The organism is Roseateles saccharophilus, from assembly GCF_004342485.1.
GTDB classification, from domain to species: domain Bacteria; phylum Pseudomonadota; class Gammaproteobacteria; order Burkholderiales; family Burkholderiaceae_C; genus Pelomonas; species Pelomonas saccharophila.
Window position 1 is genome coordinate 157,776 of sequence record NZ_SMBU01000002.1, and the last position, 18,415, is coordinate 176,190.

At 69.7% G+C, this 18,415-nt stretch carries 20 protein-coding genes; 10 read left to right on the forward strand and 10 right to left on the reverse strand.

The window, feature by feature from the left end; genetic code table 11:
* Window positions 1-38: 38 nt before the first annotated feature.
* Window positions 39-1,370, reverse strand: a complete 1,332-nt coding sequence (locus EV671_RS02530) for an MFS transporter (protein ID WP_132569715.1) — start codon at window positions 1,368-1,370, stop codon at window positions 39-41.
* Window positions 1,371-1,518: 148 nt separating this feature from the next.
* Between EV671_RS02530 and cyoA the strand changes: the two genes are divergently transcribed.
* The 8 genes from cyoA to pal all read left to right on the forward strand — a co-directional run bounded on the left by cyoA (window position 1,519) and on the right by pal (window position 9,044).
* A complete protein-coding gene (gene cyoA / locus EV671_RS02535) occupies window positions 1,519-2,577 on the forward strand; it encodes a ubiquinol oxidase subunit II (protein WP_132569716.1) in 1,059 nt (352 codons plus the stop codon).
* Between the two features lie 9 nt (window positions 2,578-2,586).
* Entirely contained in the window at window positions 2,587-4,584 is a 1,998-nt protein-coding gene (gene cyoB / locus EV671_RS02540; protein WP_132569717.1) for a cytochrome o ubiquinol oxidase subunit I, read from the forward strand.
* Window positions 4,585-4,599: 15 nt separating this feature from the next.
* A complete protein-coding gene (cyoC, locus tag EV671_RS02545) occupies window positions 4,600-5,223 on the forward strand; it encodes a cytochrome o ubiquinol oxidase subunit III (RefSeq protein ID WP_132569718.1) in 624 nt (207 codons plus the stop codon).
* Window positions 5,223-5,609: a cytochrome o ubiquinol oxidase subunit IV gene (cyoD, locus tag EV671_RS02550; RefSeq protein ID WP_132569719.1), complete on the forward strand. Its 387-nt coding sequence runs from the start codon at window positions 5,223-5,225 to the stop codon at window positions 5,607-5,609. Before cyoC ends, cyoD begins: the two co-directional genes overlap by 1 nt.
* A gap of 175 nt (window positions 5,610-5,784) precedes the next feature.
* Complete coding sequence (locus EV671_RS02555; protein WP_132569720.1) at window positions 5,785-6,498, forward strand: SURF1 family protein; 714 nt, start codon at window positions 5,785-5,787, stop codon at window positions 6,496-6,498.
* Window positions 6,495-7,841 (forward strand): ATP-binding protein, encoded by a 1,347-nt coding sequence (locus EV671_RS02560; protein ID WP_132569721.1) that lies wholly within the window; start codon window positions 6,495-6,497, stop codon window positions 7,839-7,841. The genes EV671_RS02555 and EV671_RS02560 overlap by 4 nt, the downstream gene beginning before the upstream one ends.
* The gene (locus EV671_RS02565) at window positions 7,825-8,388 is read left to right on the forward strand and encodes a response regulator transcription factor (protein ID WP_132569722.1); all 564 of its coding nucleotides are present in this window, start codon (window positions 7,825-7,827) and stop codon (window positions 8,386-8,388) included. Before EV671_RS02560 ends, EV671_RS02565 begins: the two co-directional genes overlap by 17 nt.
* A 119-nt stretch (window positions 8,389-8,507) precedes the next feature.
* On the forward strand, window positions 8,508-9,044 hold the full coding sequence (pal, locus tag EV671_RS02570; protein WP_424511157.1) for a peptidoglycan-associated lipoprotein Pal: 537 nt from the start codon (window positions 8,508-8,510) through the stop codon (window positions 9,042-9,044).
* Window positions 9,045-9,108: 64 nt separating this feature from the next.
* On the opposite strand, the gene EV671_RS02575 is transcribed toward pal, so the two are convergent.
* The gene (locus tag EV671_RS02575) at window positions 9,109-9,600 is read right to left on the reverse strand and encodes a MarR family winged helix-turn-helix transcriptional regulator (protein ID WP_132569724.1); all 492 of its coding nucleotides are present in this window, start codon (window positions 9,598-9,600) and stop codon (window positions 9,109-9,111) included.
* A 23-nt stretch (window positions 9,601-9,623) separates the two neighbouring features.
* On the opposite strand from EV671_RS02575, the gene EV671_RS02580 reads away from it, so the two are divergent.
* The gene (locus EV671_RS02580; RefSeq protein ID WP_132569725.1) at window positions 9,624-10,961 is read left to right on the forward strand and encodes a chloride channel protein; all 1,338 of its coding nucleotides are present in this window, start codon (window positions 9,624-9,626) and stop codon (window positions 10,959-10,961) included.
* On the opposite strand, the gene EV671_RS02585 is transcribed toward EV671_RS02580, so the two are convergent.
* The 5 genes from EV671_RS02585 to EV671_RS26640 form a co-directional block, all read right to left on the reverse strand.
* The gene (locus tag EV671_RS02585) at window positions 10,937-11,917 is read right to left on the reverse strand and encodes an LLM class flavin-dependent oxidoreductase (RefSeq protein WP_132569854.1); all 981 of its coding nucleotides are present in this window, start codon (window positions 11,915-11,917) and stop codon (window positions 10,937-10,939) included. The two genes, EV671_RS02580 and EV671_RS02585, sit on opposite strands and share 25 nt — an antisense overlap.
* 41 nt (window positions 11,918-11,958) lie before the next feature.
* The gene (locus EV671_RS02590) at window positions 11,959-12,822 is read right to left on the reverse strand and encodes an alpha/beta hydrolase (protein ID WP_132569726.1); all 864 of its coding nucleotides are present in this window, start codon (window positions 12,820-12,822) and stop codon (window positions 11,959-11,961) included.
* On the reverse strand, window positions 12,819-14,177 hold the full coding sequence (gene yjjJ / locus EV671_RS02595; RefSeq protein WP_132569727.1) for a type II toxin-antitoxin system HipA family toxin YjjJ: 1,359 nt from the start codon (window positions 14,175-14,177) through the stop codon (window positions 12,819-12,821). Before yjjJ ends, EV671_RS02590 begins: the two co-directional genes overlap by 4 nt.
* A gap of 108 nt (window positions 14,178-14,285) precedes the next feature.
* Window positions 14,286-14,843 carry a GNAT family N-acetyltransferase gene (locus tag EV671_RS02600; protein ID WP_165917450.1) on the reverse strand — a complete coding sequence of 186 codons (558 nt, stop codon included), beginning with the start codon at window positions 14,841-14,843 and terminating at the stop codon, window positions 14,286-14,288.
* Window positions 14,840-15,088, reverse strand: a complete 249-nt coding sequence (locus EV671_RS26640) for a DUF2917 domain-containing protein (RefSeq protein ID WP_165917451.1) — start codon at window positions 15,086-15,088, stop codon at window positions 14,840-14,842. Before EV671_RS26640 ends, EV671_RS02600 begins: the two co-directional genes overlap by 4 nt.
* Before the next feature lie 133 nt (window positions 15,089-15,221).
* On the opposite strand from EV671_RS26640, the gene gcvA reads away from it, so the two are divergent.
* Window positions 15,222-16,145, forward strand: coding sequence for a transcriptional regulator GcvA (gene gcvA / locus EV671_RS02610; protein ID WP_132569730.1), 924 nt, complete (start codon window positions 15,222-15,224; stop codon window positions 16,143-16,145).
* Window positions 16,146-16,147: 2 nt separating this feature from the next.
* On the opposite strand, the gene EV671_RS02615 is transcribed toward gcvA, so the two are convergent.
* From EV671_RS02615 to EV671_RS02625, 3 genes are all read right to left on the reverse strand, one after another.
* Window positions 16,148-16,861 carry a YebC/PmpR family DNA-binding transcriptional regulator gene (locus EV671_RS02615; protein WP_132569731.1) on the reverse strand — a complete coding sequence of 238 codons (714 nt, stop codon included), beginning with the start codon at window positions 16,859-16,861 and terminating at the stop codon, window positions 16,148-16,150.
* Window positions 16,862-16,933: 72 nt separating this feature from the next.
* Entirely contained in the window at window positions 16,934-17,326 is a 393-nt protein-coding gene (locus EV671_RS02620; RefSeq protein ID WP_132569732.1) for a hypothetical protein, read from the reverse strand.
* 4 nt (window positions 17,327-17,330) lie between these two features.
* Window positions 17,331-18,398, reverse strand: coding sequence for a S1C family serine protease (locus EV671_RS02625; RefSeq protein ID WP_132569733.1), 1,068 nt, complete (start codon window positions 18,396-18,398; stop codon window positions 17,331-17,333).
* Window positions 18,399-18,415: the final 17 nt, after the last annotated feature.

The window sequence follows — 18,415 nt, forward strand, 5'->3', positions numbered from 1 at the left end:
CCTCGGGCCCGCCTTGTCGTTGGTGCGCGACGTGCGCTTCAGTCCTGAACCACCGCTGCCGCCTGCAGCTTCTTGTTGACCCGCAGCGCCATCAGCGTGCCGACCACGCCGGACAGCAGGTAAAGGCTCAGCGACACCAGGCCGAAGCGCGAGGACAGGAAGAGGGCGACGACGGGCGCGAAGGCCGCGCCCAGCAGCCAGGCCATGTCGGCCGTCAGCGCCGCGCCGGTGTAGCGGAAGTGGGGCAGGAAGTTGGACGTCACCGAGCCGGCCGCCTGGCCATAGGACAGCCCCAGCAGCACGAAGCCGACCAGGATGAAGGCCGCCTGGCCCGGCTTGCCGCCGCCCAGCATCACCGGCGCGAACAGCGCGAACACGCCGATGGCCACGGCCAGCGTGCCCAGGTAGCTGCGCCGGCCGATCTTGTCGGCGATCAGGCCCGACATCGGCATCGCGGCCGCGCCGAAGAAGGCGCCGAGCAGCTCCATCTTCATGAAGTCCTCGATGCCCTGGTCGCCGTAGAGCGCGATCCAGGACAACGGGAACACCGTCACGAGGTGGAAAAGGGCGTAGCTGGCCAGCGCCGCGAAGGCGCCGACGACGATGTGGTGGCCCTGGGCCGGCAGCAGCTCGCGCAGGTTGGCCGGGTCGAGCTCATGCTCCTCCATGCGCTTCTCGTACTCGTGCGTGACCACGAGGCGCAGGCGTGCGAACAGCGCGACGACGTTGATCGCGAAGGCCGTGTAGAACGGGAAGCGCCAGCCCCAGGACAGGAAGTCCGCAGGCGCAAGGCTGCTGAAGACGTACAGGAACACGCTGGACGCGACGATGAAGCCCAGCGGCGCGCCGAGCTGCCCCAGCATCGCGTACCAGCCGCGGCGGTGCGGCGGCGCGTTCAGGGCCAGCAGCGAGGGCAGGCCGTCCCAGGAGCCGCCCAGCGCCAGGCCCTGGCCGACGCGGCACAGCGCCAACGCCCAGATCGCCGCTGAACCGGCCTCGGCATAGCCGGGCAGCAGGCCCATGCCGACCGTCGAGCAGCCAAGCAGGAAGAGGGCGGCGGTCAGCTTGGTCGAGCGGCCGAAATGACGCTGGATGGACATGCCGATCAGCGTGCCGACCGGGCGTACGACGAAGGCCAGCGCGAAGATCAGGAACGCGTAGAGCGTGCCGGTCAGGCGGTCGGCGAAGGGGAAGAAGACCTGCGGGAAGACCAGCACCGAGGCGATGCCGAAGACGAAGAAGTCGAAGTATTCCGACGCGCGGCCGATGACCACGCCGACGGCGATGTCACCAGGGGCCAGATCCTCGTCGGAACGGGCGGCCTTGGGGTTGGAATGGGGGGCGGAAAGGGTACTGCTAGCGAGTGCCATGGTGGCTTGTCTCCGTCTGTACGTAGGACAAAATGTCCAATAGTTGATTTGGGTCAATCAACTTACATTTCCGGCTGCCGTGCAAGATCGTTAACCCTCGCGCGCGTTTGTCCGGATGTACCACAAACCTACCCTCCCGTCTCGCGTCATGGCCTGGGGCGCTGCCCTTGCCGCCAGCCTCGCGCTCAGTGGCTGCGACCTGCTCGTGATGAACCCCCATGGGGATATCGCCAAGCAGCAGGCCAGCCTCATCGTCACCTCCACGCTGCTGATGCTGCTGATCATCGTCCCGGTGATCGCGCTGACGCTGTACTTTGCCTACCGTTACCGGCAATCCAACACGGAGGCGACTTATGCCCCCGAGTGGGACCATTCCACCCGTCTGGAACTGGTCATCTGGGGGGCGCCGCTGCTGATCATCATTGCGCTGGGCGCGATCACCTGGATCAGCACGCACAAGCTGGATCCCTTCCGCCCGCTGGACCGCATCGCCGAGGACAAGCCCCTGGTCGCCGACGTGAAGCCGCTGGAGGTCTATGCGGTCGCGATGGACTGGAAATGGCTGTTCATCTATCCCGAGCAGGGCATCGCCCTCGTCAACGAGATGGCCGCGCCGGTGGATCGCCCGATCCACTTCCGCTTCACGTCCACCTCGGTCATGAACACCTTCTACGTGCCCGCCCTGGCCGGCATGATCTACGCGATGCCGGGCATGGAGACGCAGTTGAACGCGGTCATCAACAAGCCGGGCGTCTATGAGGGCCTGTCGGCCCAGTACAGCGGCGCGGGCTTCTCGGGCATGCACTTCAAGTTCCACGGCCTGAGCGACGCGGAATTCGCGCACTGGGTCGAGGGCAACAAGGCCGGCGGCAACACGCTGACGCGCGCCGACTACCTCAAGCTCGAGCAGCCCAGCGCCAAGGAGCCCATCCGCCGCTTCGCCAGCGTGGAGCCGGGCCTGTGGAGCGCCATCGTCGACCGCTGCGTCGACGGCAAGAAGATGTGCACGAGCCAGATGATGGCCATCGACGCCGCCGGCGGTGCCGGCAAGGGCGGCGTGGCCGGCACGATGCGCAGCGCCTGGCGCGACCTCGACGGCGCCCGCCGCGAGCGCACCGTCGTCGCCGCGCTGTGCACGCCGGCGAATCCGCTGGGCCTGCCCGTCGAAACCGCCGAGGCCTCGCCGGCCGTGGCGCAGAAGAACTGAGTCCGACCGATGTCCGCTGAACAACTTCACCCCATCCTCGGCCGGCTGAGCTGGGACGCCATCCCCTACCACGAGCCCATCCTCGTCGCCACCTTCGGGGCCGTCGCCCTGGGTGGCCTCTTCGTGCTGGCCCTGTTGACCAAGTTCCGCCTCTGGGGCCCGCTGTGGCGCGACTGGGTCACCAGCATCGACCACAAGAAGATCGGCATCATGTACATCGTGCTCGGTGTCGTGATGCTGCTGCGCGGCTTTGCCGACGCCATCATGATGCGCGCCCACCAGGCCATGGCCTTCGGTGATAACGCCGGCTTCCTGCCGCCGCATCACTACGACCAGGTCTTCACGGCCCACGGCGTCATCATGATCTTCTTCGTCGCCATGCCGCTGGTGACGGGCTTCATGAACTACGTCGTGCCGCTGCAGATCGGCGCGCGCGACGTGGCCTTCCCCTTCCTGAACAACTTCAGCTTCTGGATGACCGCCGGTGGCGCTGTCCTCGTGATGCTGTCGCTGTTCATCGGCGAGTTCGCCAAGACCGGCTGGCTGGCCTATCCGCCGCTGTCGGGCCTGATGGCCAGCCCCGACGTGGGGGTGGACTACTACCTCTGGTCATTGCAGATCGCGGGTGTAGGCACGACGCTTTCGGGCATCAACCTGATCGCGACCATCCTGAAGATGCGCGCGCCCGGCATGACCATGATGAAGATGCCCGTCTTCACGTGGACGTCGCTGTGCACCAACGTGCTGATCGTCGCGACCTTCCCCGTGCTGGCCGGCGCGCTCGCGCTGCTGACGGCCGACCGGTATCTGGGCACCAACTTCTTCACGAACGACCTCGGCGGCAACGCCATGCTCTACGTGAACCTGATCTGGATCTGGGGCCACCCCGAGGTCTACATCCTGGTGCTGCCGGTGTTCGGCATCTTCTCGGAGGTCGTGTCCACCTACAGCCGCAAGCGCCTGTTCGGCTACGCGTCCATGGTCTATGCGACGGTGGTCATCACCATCCTGTCCTACCTCGTGTGGCTGCACCACTTCTTCACGATGGGCTCGGGCGCCAGCGTGAACAGCTTCTTCGGCATCACGACGATGATCATCTCGATCCCGACGGGCGCGAAGATCTTCAACTGGCTGTTCACGATGTTCCGCGGCCGCATCAAGTTCGAGGTGCCGATGCTGTGGACCGTGGGCTTCATGGTCACCTTCGTCATCGGCGGCATGACCGGCGTGCTGCTGGCTGTGCCGGCGGCGGACTTCGTGCTGCACAACAGTCTGTTCCTGATTGCCCACTTCCACAACGTCATCATCGGCGGCGTGGTGTTCGGCGTGTTCGCCGGCATCAACTACTGGTTCCCCAAGGCCTTCGGCTTCCGCCTGGATGCCTTCTGGGGCAAGGTGTCGTTCTGGTGCTGGCTGATCGGCTTCTGGGTCGCGTTCACGCCGCTGTACGTGCTGGGCCTGATGGGCATCACGCGCCGCGTCAGCCATTTCGACGACATGTCGCTGCAGCCCTACTTCATCGTTGCGGCCATCGGCGGCCTGATCATCGCCTGCGGCATCGGCGCTTTCCTTGTGCAGATCGGCGTCAGCATCTGGCGCCGCAAGGAGCTGGCCGACACCACCGGCGACATCTGGGAAGGCCGCACGCTGGAGTGGTCCACCTCCTCGCCGCCCCCCGACTACAACTTCGCGTTCACGCCCGTCGTGCACGAGCAGGACGCCTGGCACGACATGAAGCAGCGCGGCATCCCGCGTCCGCTGCAGGACTTCGTCGCCATCCACATGCCCAAGAACACCGGTGCCGGCTTCGTCATCGGCATGCTGGCCACGGCCATGGGCTTCGCGCTGATCTGGCATATGTGGCTGATCGCGGGCCTGGCCTTCGCGGCCACCGTCATCTCGGCCATCGTCCACACCTTCAACTACGACCGCGACTATCACATCCCGGCCGATGCCGTGACCCGCACCGAGGCCGAGCGCACCCGCGCGCTCGCATCGGCGGCCTGACCGGGAGCGCATGACATGACTGCAACCGTTGCAACCCACGTGAACGGCGCGCCGGTCTACTACGACCACGCCGGCGCGCATCACCCGCCCAGCAGCACGATGCTGGGCTTCTGGCTCTACCTGATGAGCGACTGCCTCATCTTCGCGGTGCTGTTCGCCACCTACGCCGTGCTGGGCCGCAATTACGCGGCCGGCCCGTCGGGCGCCGACCTGTTCGACCTGCCGCTGGTGGCCGTCAACACGGCCCTGCTGCTGTTCTCGTCCATCACCTACGGCTTCGCGATGATCGCGGTGCAGCACAAGCGCAAGGGCCAGGTGCTCGCGTGGCTGGCCATCACGGGCCTGTTCGGCCTGGGCTTCCTCGGCATCGAGCTGTTCGAGTTCCACCACCTGATCCACGAGGGGGCCGGCCCGCAGCGCAGCGCCTTCCTGTCCAGCTTCTTCACGCTGGTCGGCACGCACGGCCTGCACGTCACCTTCGGCACGATCTGGCTGGTCACGCTGATGGTGCAGGTGAGCAAGCTCGGTCTCACGGCGGCCAACCGTCGCCGCCTGATGTGCCTGTCGATGTTCTGGCACTTCCTGGACGTCGTCTGGATCGGCGTCTTCACCTTCGTTTATCTGATGGGGTCCATGTGATGGCTGCCAATCACGATCACGCCCACGACGACCACCACCATGAGGACGACGGCTTCCACGTCAGCTTCAAGGGCTATGCCGCCGGCTTCATCCTGTCGGTCATCCTGACGGCCATCCCGTTCTGGCTCGTGATGGGCAAGGTGCTGCCGACGCCCAAGATGACGGGCTTCGTCATCCTCGGCTTCGCGGCCGTGCAGATGGTCGTGCACATGATCTATTTCCTGCACATGAATGCCAAGGTCGAGGGCGGCTGGTCCATGCTGGCCCTGCTGTTCACGGTGGCCCTGGTCGTCATCATGCTGGCCGGCTCGGTCTGGGTCATGTATCACATGAACGCCAACATGATGCCGACGCCCGACCCCGCGGCGATGCGCAACATGCCGTGAATGTGAAGCCCCTCGTCCGGTCACGCCGCGCTGAACGCGGGCGTGCCCAACCGGTCCCCCGAGGGGACGGCGATGCTTGGCGGCTCGACCGCCAAGCACATCGCCAGAGCGGGCCGGCTTGGGAGCGGCCCGGCGCTCGGCCCGCAGGAGGCACTACGTGCGGGGATGGGGTTTCATGAACCGCGCTGCGCGCATTGCCCTGATCGTCAGCGCGGCACTGGCCAGCCTGGGCTTCCTGGCGCTGGCCGTCTGGCAGGTCCAGCGCCTGTCCTGGAAAGAGGACCTGATCGCGCGCGTCGAGCGCCAGGTCCATGCCGAGCCGGTGGCGCCGCCGGCAGTGTCCGCATGGGCCTCGGTCGGCAAACCTGATGAATACCGTCGCCTGCGCCTGCAGGGGCGCTTCGAGCCGCGCGCAACCCTGGTGCAGGCGACGACCGAGCTCGGCGGCGGCTATTGGGTCATCGCGCCGCTGCGCCTTGACGACGGCGGCGCCATCCTCGTCAACCGCGGCTTCGTGCCGTCCGAGCAGCGCGCGCCCGAGACGCATGCCGCGCCGGCCGGCCCGGTCGAGATCGTCGGCCTGCTGCGCCTCTCCGAGCCCGGCGGCGGCCCGCTGCGCCACAACGAGCCCGCGCAGGGCCGCTGGTATTCGCGCGATGTGGCCGGCATCGCGGCGCAGGCCGGCGTGGCCGGCCCGGTCGCTCCCTTCTTCGTCGACGAGTCCGCCGACCCCGCCCAGCCGCAGCGCTGGCCGCGCCCCGGGCTGACGGTGCTGCGTTTCGCCAACAATCACGCCGTCTACGCCGCCACCTGGCTGGCGCTCGCGGCCATGGCCGCTGCCGCGGTCGGCTATCTGGTCCGCGAAGAGCGCCGGCGGACCCAGCCTTGACTACCGACACCCACATCACGCCCCCTGCCGAGCCCGTCGTCGTGGCGCCCGAGCGCCGCGCCGGCCGGGCCAATCTGAGCCAGCTCATCGAGCTGCGCTGGCTGGCCGTCGGCGGCCAGCTCGCCACCGTGCTCGTCGTGCACGCGGCCCTCGGCATCGTGCTGCCCTGGGCGGAGATGCTGAGCCTGCTCGGCATCCTCGTCGCGTTCAACCTGTTCAGCCTGTGGCGCAACCGGCTCTCGCAGCCGGTCTCGCAGTTGGAGCTGTGCATCGCGCTGCTGGTCGACGTCGGTGTGCTGACCGGCCAGCTCTATCTGGCCGGTGGCAGCGACAACCCCTTCATCTACCTCTACCTGCTGCAGGTCGCCGTCGCCTCGGTGCTGCTGCGGCCAGCCTATCTGTGGGCCGTCGTGCTGAGCGCGCTGAGCGGCTTCGTCGCGCTGATGCAGTGGCACCGGCCGCTGGCGCTGGACCCGCAGATGCCCACGCTGCTGTCGCCCAACTATCTGGGCGGCCTGCTGCTGTGCTTCCTGCTCAACGTCGGCCTGCTCAGCGTCTTCATCGTGCGAATCAACCGCAACCTGCGCCAGCGCGATGCCGAGCTGGCCGAGCTCCAGCAGCGTGCGGCCGAGGAGGTGCACATCGTGCGCATGGGCCTGCTCGCCAGCGGCGCCGCGCACGAGCTGGGCACGCCGCTGGCGACACTGTCCGTCATCCTCGGCGACTGGGCCCATATGGCGCCCTTCGCCGGCGAGCCCGAGCTGCGCGAGGAGATCGAGGAGATGCAGCGCCAGATCCTGCGCTGCAAGGCCATCGTGACCGGCATCCTGATGTCTGCCGGCGAGATGCGCGGCGAGGCGCCACGGCTGACCTCGCTGCAGGCCTTCATCGACGGCCTGGCCCAGGGCTGGCGCCAGGCCCACCCGAGCGTGGAGCTGATGCTGCGCCGCGACGGCGAATTGCCCGAGCTGGAGATCATTTCCGACAGCGCCCTGCAGCAGGTCATCGGCAACCTGCTCGACAACGCGGCCGAGGCCGCGCCCGGCGCGCCGCTGACCCTGGTGGCCAGCCGCCCGGACGAGGACACGCTGAGCCTGGCCGTGCTCGACGACGGCCCCGGCTTCGCGCCCGAGCGCCTCGAGCACTTCGGCGAGCCCTACCAGAGCAGCAAGGGCCAGCCCGGCCGCGGCATGGGCCTGTTCCTGTCCGTCAACGTGGCGCGCACGCTGGGCGGGCGGCTGCAGGCGCGCAACCGGGAGGAGGGCGGTGCGGCCGTGACGCTCACGCTGCCTCTGGCTTCTCTGCTGCCGCGACAATCTGCTCCTGATGCTTCCCGTTCCTGAAGAAGACCGCCTGCTGCTCATCGTCGAGGACGACGACAGCTTCGCCCGCACGCTGATCCGCTCCTTCGAGCGCCGCGGTTGGCGCGTTGTCCGCGCCACCGGCCTGGACGACATGAAGAAGCTGCTCGACGAACTGCCCGAGGACGAGGAACTCGGCCATGCCGTCGTCGACCTCAAGCTGGCAGCGGGCGCCTCGGGCCTGGCCTGCGTGCAGCATCTGGCCGCCTGGGACCCGGAGGTGCTGATCGTCGTGCTGACCGGCTATGCCAGCATCGCCACCGCCGTCGAGGCCATCAAGCTCGGCGCCTGCCACTATCTCGCCAAGCCGGCCAACACCGACGACATCGAGGCCGCGTTCGCGCGTCGCCAGGGCGACGCCGAGGTCGAGGTCACCGAGCGCCAGACCGCGTCCATCAAGACGCTGGAGTGGGAGCGCATCCACGAGGTGCTGGCGCAGACCGACTTCAACATCAGCGAGACCGCGCGGCGCCTGGGCATGCACCGGCGCACGCTGGCGCGCAAGCTCGAAAAGCAGCGCATCAAGTGACGGATGCCGCGCCGGCCGTGGCATGGTGTCAGCCTCGAAATAGATTTGCACAAAAGTAATTGACTATCATGGCGATCCGGGGCGCGCTTCCTGCGCCTTTGAGGACAACATCCATGAAGCTGATGAATTCGACGCCGGGCGCCATCCTGGCCCTGGGTCTGGTACTTGCCGGTTGCAGCAGCACGCCTGTCACGCCGCCGCCCGCACCGGCGCCTGCCCCCGTGGCTCCGGCCCCCGCGCCGGTCGCACAAGCCCCGGCCCCCGCACCCAAGGTTGCCGCCGTCGAACTGCCCGCCCACCTCGATCCCAAGAGCCTGATCTCGACCGAGCGCAGCGTCTACTTCGACTTCGACAACTTCGCCGTCAAGTCGAGCTACGACGCGATGCTGCAGCGCCATGGCGCCTATCTCGTCAAGAACACCCAGCTGGCCGTCAAGGTCGAAGGCAATGCGGACGAGCGCGGCAGCTCGGAATACAACCTGGCCTTGGGCCAGAAGCGTGCCGAAGCCGTCGTCAAGGCGCTGAAGACCTATGGCGTGCGCGATGGCCAGATGGAAGCCATCAGCTGGGGCAAGGAACACCCCAAGGCCACCGGCCACGACGAGGCTGCGTGGGCGCAGAACCGCCGCGCGGACATCGCCTATCCCCAGCGCTGAGCCCAGCGCCTTCGGAAAACCCGGCGGTCGATTGACCGCCGGGCAAGTCGCCACGATGCAGAGGCTACTGCCCCAGCGGGATCTTGGCGGCGCGGGCGTCGCCGTCCAGCACGTCGATGAGCCGCGCCAGGTCCTCGTCCAGCCGGGTCAGCGTGGCGGCGTCCAGCGACGCCAGCGCCTGCGGCAGCACGCCGCTCAGCGGCATGGGTGCCTTGTCCAGCACGGCGCGGCCCTCGGGCAGCAGCGTCAGCTGCACGGTGCGGCGATCCGCATCGTCCTTGCCGGCCTGCACGAAGCCGCGCGCCACCAGTGCGCGCACGAGGTTGCTCGCGGTCGACTGGTGCACGTCCATCGCCCTTGCCAGCTCGCCGCTGCCCAGGCCGGGCCTGGTGTCGATGAGGCTGAGCGCCCACAGCTGGGCGCCGCCGATGCCGGCCTGCTTCTCGACCTGCTGGAAATGCGTCTTCACCGTGTTGAAGACGAGGCGGAAGCGCCGCAGCACCCGGGTCGCGGGCTCGCTGAGTTCGAGTGGCGGGGCAGGGGTGCGTTTGGGCATCGGCCCATGATAGGGGCGGCCTCGTGAAGGGCGCGCAGGTCTTGCTGCTGCGCGTGCAGCGCGAGCTGTCGGACTGGCGGCTGTGGCTGACGCGCGCCCTCGTGATCGCGTTCGCGGCGCTGGCCGGCCTGGCCATCGTCGGCTTCTCGCGCCTGGGCGACTGGGCGCTGGCGCTGTTCTCCGAGGCCCGCCATGCCGTCTGGTGGCTGCCCCTGGTCTGGACGCCGTTGTGCACCGTCGCCATCGTTGCGCTGGTGCGGCGCTTCTGGCCGGGCGTGGCCGGCTCGGGCATACCGCAGGTCATGGCGGCGCTGGACACCTCGGTGCCGCCCGAGCAGCGCGGCCTCTTCGTATCGCTGCGGTTGTCGGTCGCCAAGGTCGTGCTGACCTGCTGGGGCCTGCTGGCCGGCCTGTCCATCGGCCGCGAAGGGCCGTCGGTGCAGGTGGCCGCCGGCCTGATGCATGCGGCGCGGCGCTGGCTGCCCGAGCGCAGCGGCGTGACGGTCCAGGGTCTGCTCGTCACAGGCGGCGCGGCTGGCATCGCGGCGGCCTTCAATACGCCGCTGGGCGGCGTCATGTTCGCCATCGAGGAGCTCAGCCGCCGCCCCGAGCAGCGCAGCAGCGGCCTCCTGATCGCCGGCATCGTGCTGGCCGGCCTGGTGGCCGCTTCGCTGCAGGGCAACGGGGCCTATTTCGGCGTCATCCACGTCGCCGGCCTGGACTGGTCCCTGCTCGGCCCCGGCCTGCTGCTGGCCGTCGGCAGCGGCCTGCTGGGCGGGCTGTTCTCGCGGCTGCTGATCGCCAGCCTGGCGGGCCCGGGGCGCGACGCCTTCAGCCGCTGGCGGCGGCTGCGGCCGCTGAGCTTCGCCTTCGCCTGCGGGCTGGCCGTCGCCGTGCTCGGCATCGCGATGAATGGCTCCACCTTCGGCAGCGGCTACAGCCACACGCGGGCCCTGCTGCAGGGCGAACGGCTGGACTCCTGGCTCTACGCGCCGCTCAAGCTCGTGGCGACCTGGCTGACGGCCTGGTCGGGCGTGCCGGCGGGCATCTTCGCGCCGTCGCTGGCCATAGGCGCGGCCTGGGGCGCCGACGTGGCGGCCTGGACCGGCACGGCCCAGGCCTCGGCGCTGATTGCTCTGGGCATGGCGGGCTTCCTGGCCGCGGCCACGCAGGCGCCGCTGACGGCCTTCATCATCGTTATGGAGATGGTGGATGGCCACGCGATGGTGCTGAGCCTGATGGCCTGCGCGCTGATCGCCAGCGGCGTCGCCCGGCTGCTGTCGCCGCCGCTGTACTCGGCACTGGCCCGCGCCCAGCTGGCGCGGCTGCCCCAGGGTCAGAGCGAGGCCAGCAACTCGTAGCTGCGCCTGCGCGCCGCGTGGTCGTGCATCGCGCAGGCGACGATGAACTCGTCGGCCTGGGTGCGCTCGCGCGTCGCCGCCAGGCCCGCGCGCACGGTGTCGGGCGAGCCGACGACGGATTCGCTCAGCATGCGCGCCACCTGCATGGCCTCGGCCGGCGTCCACAGCGCCTCCATGCCCGGCACCGGCGGCGGCAGCTTGCCGCGCCGGCCGCGCACCATACCCAGGAAGCGCTGCTGGACCGAGGTGAACAGGAACTGCGCTTCCTCGTCGGTGGGCGCGACGATGACGTTGAGACCGACCATCGCATGCGGCTTCGGGTGCCGCGCACTCGGCCGGTAGGTCGCGCGGTAGACCTGCAGGGCCTGCATCAGCAGCTCCGGCGCGAAGTGCGAGGCGAACGCGAAGGGCAGGCCCAGGTAGGCCGCGAGCTGTGCCGAATACAGGCTGGAGCCCAGCAGCCAGATCGGCACCTCGGTGCCCTGGCCCGGCACGGCGCGCACGACCGCGTTCTCGGCCACCGGCGCGAGATAGGCCTGCAGTTCCAGCACGTCGTTGGGAAAGGCGTCCTCGCCGCTCGTCTCCAGGCTGCGGCGCAGCGCGCGCATCGTCGGCCTGTCGGTGCCGGGCGCGCGGCCCAGGCCGAGGTCGATGCGGCCGGGGAAGAGCTCGGCCAACGTGCCGAACTGCTCGGCGATGGTCAGCGGCGCATGGTTGGGGAGCATGATGCCGCCCGCGCCGACGCGGATGCGCCTGGACGCGGCGGCGAGCTGGCCGATCAGCACGCCGGTGGCCGAGCTGGCCACGCCCTCCATGTTGTGGTGCTCGGCCACCCAGTAGCGCCGATAGCCGAGCTCGTCGGCCAGACGCACCAGGTCCAGGCTGTTGAGCAAGGCCTCGCGCGTCGTCGCGCCTTCGACGACGGGGGCCAGGTCGAGGATGGAAAGCGGGGGCAGGGAACTCATGCCGCCATCTTGCCGGCCGTCCCTTGGCCCCGTCAGCCCGGGGCTTTGCGCAGATGTGATTGGAGCCAGGGCAGCAGGCGGGCGCGGTAACCCGGCGTGTCGAAGTCGTGCAGGTCGACATGGCCGGCACCGGGCACCGGCCACAGCAGCTTGGGCTCGGGCGCGGCGGCGAAGAGCTGTTCGGTCTCGACCCAGCGCGTGGAGCGGTCGTCGGTGCCCGACGCCACCACCAGCGGCGCGCGCACCGTGGAAATGGCCTGCAGCGGCCGCAGTTCCTGCACGCTGAAGCCCAGCCGCAGCGGCACCTGCAGCAGCAACAGCGGCGCGGCCCAGGCGCCGGCCGGGCCGAGGCGGGCGGTCAGGCGGTCTTTCACGGCATCGGTGATGGTCGGGTAGACCGACTCCAGCACCAGCGCATCCAGCTCGGGCCGGCGCTCGGCGAACAGCAGCGAGGCGCCTCCCAGGGAGACGCCGATGGCGCCCAGGCGCTCCCCCGGCAGGCGCTCGCGCAGCCAGCCCTGCGCGGCCTGCACGCCCAGGGCCTCGCGGCGGCCGAAGGTGATGCGCTCGCCGCTGCTCTCGCCGTGCGAGGGCAGGTCGACAGCCAAGCTGCCCATGCCTTCGCGCTGCAGCCAGCGGGCGCGTTCCAGCATCTGCAGCCGGTTGCCGCGCACGCCGTGCAGCAGCACCGCGCCTTCGCCGGCGCGGCCGGGCAGGAACCAACCACTGACCTGTTGCCCGTCGCCGTAGGGGATGCGCACCGCCTGTGCGTTCAAGCCGGCCGGCGGCGGGCCGATGAGGACGCGGGCCGGGCGCGTCAGCCATTCGCCGGCGGCCAGGCTGGCGATGAGGATGCCGAGGCTGGGCAGCAGTAGGGCGAGAAGCAGTCGTTTCATGCGATGGCGACGGCGCGTTCCAGCGCGGCATGGTTGTCGGCGCACAGCGCGCGAAAGCCCGGGCTGATGCGTTCGTCGCCCGCCGCGGCCTGCCAGAAGGCCAGTGCGCGCGGCGCAACGCGCACCCAGCGTTCGCGCTCCGCCGGCAGCGGCAGCGCGGGGGTGAGCGGCGGCGACAGCACTTCGCCGCCGGCCTGCGGGGCGTAGCGCATCGGTAGCTGGTCGTAGCTCGGCGCGAGGCCGAGGCCGCCAGCGCTGTGGAAGAAGCCGAGGTTGCCGCCGTGCATGTCGCTGTTGCCGATCAACTGGCCGAAGAGCTGGCGTTCGGTGGCGCGTTCGGCGTCGGCCGCGCTCAGCAGGCCCAGGCCCGCCAGCGCGCGCGCCACGGAGGTCCAGTCGTCGCCCGGTGCGCCGACCAGGCCGGCATTGACGCTCTCCAGGCTGACGACGCCGCGCCGGCCCTGGGCCCCGATGCGGTCGAAGCGCTCGATCTCCAGGAAGTGGCGCCCACCATGCGCCAGCAGCCGGGTGCGCGCCGACTCATCGCCCAGGGCCTTGGCCGCGAGGTGCTCGCAGACCAGCAGGTCGCGCCAGCGCTGCACGGTGGCCGAGTCGTCCGGGCCGCTGAACTTGACGACGCAATGCGGCGTGGCCATGCCGGCCAGCTCGCGGGCGGCCGTGAACTTGGGGAACTCGCCGCCGGCCGACGAGCCGGGCAGGGCGCCTTCCAGGGCCTGGGCGGCGAGGTCGGCATAGGCAGTGGGCAGTTCGGCTGCGCCCAGCGGCGCGGCGCCGACCAGCCTTGCATCGAGAAAGCGGCGCAGCGCGGCGTCGCCCACCAGCAGGTCACCCGGCAGGTCGTCGCCGCAGGCGGCCAGGCCGAGCAGCAGTGCGTTGTCGTCCCACATTCTCGGGTCGGGTGGCAGGCCCAGCCCGGCCGCATGCCGGCGCGCAAACGCGCGGCCGAGGAAGCCTTGCGGCCTCAGGTCGTAGAGCGGGTAGGGCAGGCCGCCGTACCAACCGTCGCGGGCCTCCTCGGGCGCCGGCCAGGCGGGCGCTTCGGCGTCGAGGTGGCAGCCCTGCGGCCAGACGGGGCTCAGCCGGCCGATGGTCTGGGGACGGCCATCGGCATTGATGCGGTATAGTGATGCCTCGGCACGCTGGCCGCGGAGCTCGCGCCGCCAGGCGATGCGCCGCCGCCGCGTGTGGCCGGCGGCCACGACGGCGTCGCCCGCCGCGCCGACGAGGCGCTGGGCGGTCTTGGTCGAGCAGCCCAGGGCTGCCGCGATGTCCGCGAGCCCGGTGGGGCCGCGCGGGCGCAACAGGCGCTCCAGGCTGGGCAGGTCGGCAGGCATGGCTTCAGGATATTTGTCCTGAATTTTGTCCTGAATTGATTTGAAAAATCAAATGTGTATCAATGATTTGCTTGATGAGTTAATCTTTGAATGTCCTGAATTCAAAGGTCAATCCGCAGCAACATCCAGCGCCAGTACCGCGCGCACGAGCTGGGCGCCGTCGGCATGCGCCCGCAGCCGCATGCCGAACTCGCGCATCAGGGCCAGCATGCGGCGGTTCTCGGCCTGCACATCGCCATACAGCTGCCGCAGGCCCTGGCGGCGTGCCTGGGCAATCAGGTGGGCGATGAGGCGCCGGCCCAGGCCGCGGCCCTGCCAGTCGTCGGCGACCGCCAGCGCGAACTCGGCCATGCCGGGTTGCGCCGGGTCGCAGACGAAGCGCGCATCGGCAATGACCCGCCGCCCCGGCTCGTCGGCCTCGACGACCCAGGCGCGGTGCAGGCGCTGGTCCACGTCGGTCAGCAGCTTCAGCAGTGCCGGGCTCAGCTCGCGCAGGCCGAAGTGGAAGCGCTGCTGGCGCGAGTCCCGCGACAGGCCGTTGAAGAAGGCCTTCTCGGCGCAGAGGTCCTCCGGTGCGAGTGGGCGCAGCCTCACCTGGCGGCCACCCGGCAGACGCCAGACTTCGCTGTCCGCCGCGTGGCCAACTGCCGTCAGTGCGGCGTTCACGCTGGCGCTCCGGCCGGCCGCAGGTCCAGCACCGCCGGGCCGCTCAGCGCGCTGACGGTGACGGCCTCGTCGCTGCGCACCGTGAAGCACTGGCCCGGTTCCAGCACGATGTCGCGCGCGTCGTGGTCGATCGTGACCCACAGCGTGCCGGCCGCGCTGCACAGATGGGTGGCATTGGCTTCGGGCAGGCGGGAGGTCTGGCCGCGCTGCAGCAGCAGCCGGGTGCGGGGGACGTCGATCAGCATGGTGTGCTCCTCGGGCGGCCGATGCTGCATGCCGGATTGGCATGCTTGCGCTTGGGGCCTCTGGCGCGGATAGTGAGCCTCGCCACACCCGCCGACAAACGATGATTCGGAAGGCTTCGCATTCCGCCAGCGCATGCCAGACAAGCCACTCGACCGACTCCCACCGCTGCAGCTGCTGGCCGCCTTCGAGGCGGCGGCGCGGCATCTGAGCTTCACGCAGGCCGCCGCCGAGCGCTTCGTCACGCAGTCGGCCATGAGCCGGCAGATGCGCGCGCTGGAGGAGGAGCTGGGCGTGACGCTGTTCGAGCGCCGCCACCGTGCGCTCGCGCTGACCGAGGATGGCCAGCGCCTGCACGCGGCCTGCGCTGCCGCGCTGAACAGCCTGCGCGTGGCCGTGCGCACGGTGCGCGAGCCCCACCAGCGCCAGCTGCTCGCGCTCACCACCACGCCGGGCTTCGCGTCGCTGTGGCTGATCCCGCGGCTGACCGCCTTCACGCGCGCCCACCCGGGCATCGACGTGCGCCTGGACGCTGGCCTGGGCAACCGCAACCTGGCCAGCGAGGGCTTCGATCTGGCCATCCGCTACAGCCCCGTCGGCGGCGCCCAGGGCCGGCAGCTGTTCGCCGAATCCATGCTGCCGGTCTGCAGCCCGAGGCTGGTGGACGAACTGGGACTGCCGCTGCGCGAGCCGCCCGATCTGGCCCGCCACACGCTGCTGCACCTGGCCATGGACGGCGACAGCGCCGGCATGCCCGCCGAGTGGGAGCCCTGGCTTGGCGCCTGGGGGCTGAGCGACCTGCGGCCGGCGGCGCGGCTGAGCTTTTCCAGCTATGCCGAGGCCATCGCCGCCGCGGTGGCGGGGCAGGGCGTGGCGCTGGGGCGCAGGCCACTGGTGGACGCGCTGCTGGCCAGCGGCCAGCTCGTCACGCCCTTCGACACTGGCATCGCGTCCGCGCGGGCCTACCGGCTCATCGTCGATCCGGCGGCCCGGTCAAGGCCGGCGGTGAAGGCCTTCGAGCAGTGGCTGCTGGCGCAGTGCGCTATGCCAGCGGGCTGACCTCAGCCGGCCAGGCCGGCGTAGACGTGCTGCACGTCGTCGTTGTCGTCCATCGCCGCGAGGAAGCTTTCCACGTCCTCCAGCTGTTCCGCGCTGAGGCTCGCCGGATCGACGGGGTTCTTGGGGCGATAGCCCAGCTTCGCGCTCAGCACCGTGAAGCCCTGGGCGGGCAGGGCGCGACTCACAAGGTCGAGGTCGGTGGGATCGGTCAGGAACACGGTCACGCCGTCCTCGTCCGGCGGCAGCAGATCCTGGGCACCGGCCTCGATGGCGGCCGTATCGGCGTCCGCGCCCGGTGTGGCGGGCTCGGCCTCGATCAGGCCCAGGTGGTCGAAGTCCCAGCTCACCGAGCCCGGCGTGCCCTGCTGCCCCTTGCGGAACAGCACGCGCATGTCCGACGCCGCGCGGTTGGTGTTGTCGGTCAGCACCTCCACCATCACCGGCACGCGGTGCGGTGCGAAGCCCTCATAGATGACCTGCTCGAAGTGCACGGTCTCGCCGGTCAGGCCGGCGCCCTTCTTGATGGCGCGGTCCAGCGTGTCCTTGGGCATGGACACCTTGCGCGCCGCCTCGACGGCCATGCGCAGCTTGGCGTTGTCCTTGGGGTCGGCGCCGTGGCGCGCCGCGATCATGATGTCCTTGGCCAGCTTGCCAAAGAGCTTGCCCTTGGCATTGGCGGCGATGTCTTTGTGTTTGGCTTTCCATTGCGCGCCCATGGGGTGTCCTATCGTTGGTCGGGTTGGCCACGCGCCCGCTGGCGCGTCGGAAGGGCCGCTACTTTACGGGGTTCAGGCCGTCAGACCGTCGCGCTGCCCGCTGATTTCTTCCAGGGTGATCCAGGCGCGGCCGTCTTGATGCGTGACGACCAATTCCGCCAGCACGACGCCGCCGTCGCTCGTAGGCAGCGAGCACTCCACCACCGCAAGCAGGTTCTGGCCGGGCTTGAAGAACGTCGTTCCGATCTGGGCATCGATGCTTGCTGCGAGTCCGCTGGCGCCGGCCTCGGTCAGGGCTATGCGCAGGTCGGCTTCAATTGCTGTAGCGAGTGGTCGGTTGAAAGCCACCGCATAGCCAAAGTGCTTTGCAAGGGCATCGAAGTTTCCGTCGTGCAAAAGCTGTGCGCATTGCTTGCCGAGCGCATGCAGCAAGGCTCGGTCGACCGGTGCGGCGTCGAGTTCCATCGGCTCAGTCCGAGCTTCCCAACGTCGCCACCACCTTCCGCGTCTGCCCCGCCCGCCAAACGGTCAGTGTCACCTTGTCGCCGATCTGCCGCTGCTCCAGCAGCGACAGCATGTCGTCCAGGTCCGCCACCGCCTGGCCGTCGACGGCCGTGATGACGTCGCCCTGCACGATGCGCCCGCTGCGGTCGCGCCCGAAGGGCTTGAGGCCGGCCGCCGCGGCCGGGCTGCCGTCGGCCACGTTGACGAGCAGCACGCCCTTGGGGGCGCCAAGCGCCTGCGCGAGGTTGGCCGGCCCGGACGTGACGCCCAGCGCCGGCCGGATGAAGCGGCCGTCGCGGATCAGCCGCGGCACGATGCGGTTGACCTCGTCCACGGGAATGGCGAAGCCGATGCCGGCGCTCGCGCCGCTCGGGCTGTAGATGGCCGTGTTGACGCCGATCAGCCGGCCGGCCGAGTCCAGCAGCGGGCCGCCCGAGTTGCCCGGGTTGATGGCCGCATCGGTCTGGATGGCGCCCTTGATGGTGCGGCGGGTGACGGATTCGATCTCGCGGTTCAGCGCCGACACGATGCCGGTGGTCAGCGTCTGGTCCAGGCCGAAGGGGTTGCCGATGGCATAGACCTTCTGGCCCACCTGCAGGTCGCGGCTGCTGCCGACCGCGATGGCCGGCAGCTTGTCGCGCGGCGCCTCGATGCGCAGTACGGCGATGTCGCGGTCGGGGAAGGCACCCACCAGCCGGGCCGGGTAGCTACTCTGGTCGGCCAGCGTGACGGTGGCGCGGTCGCCGTCCTGGATGACGTGGAAGTTGGTGACGATGTGGCCGGTGTCGTCCCAGACGAAACCGGTGCCCGTGCCGCGCGGCTGCTCGCTGGTGCGCAGCGAGAAGAAGTCGCGCTGCACGGCCAGCGTCGTGATGTGCACGACCGAGGGCGAGACGCGCTTGAAGACGCCGATGTTGTTCAGTTCCTCGGCATCCAGCGCCGCGCGGGGGGCGATGGCGCGAGGCTGGGCGGGCGCTGCAACGGCCAAGGTCGCGCTGAGCAGAAGGGGGAGAAGCAGCGGTTTGATCGACATGGTGAATAGAACAACGG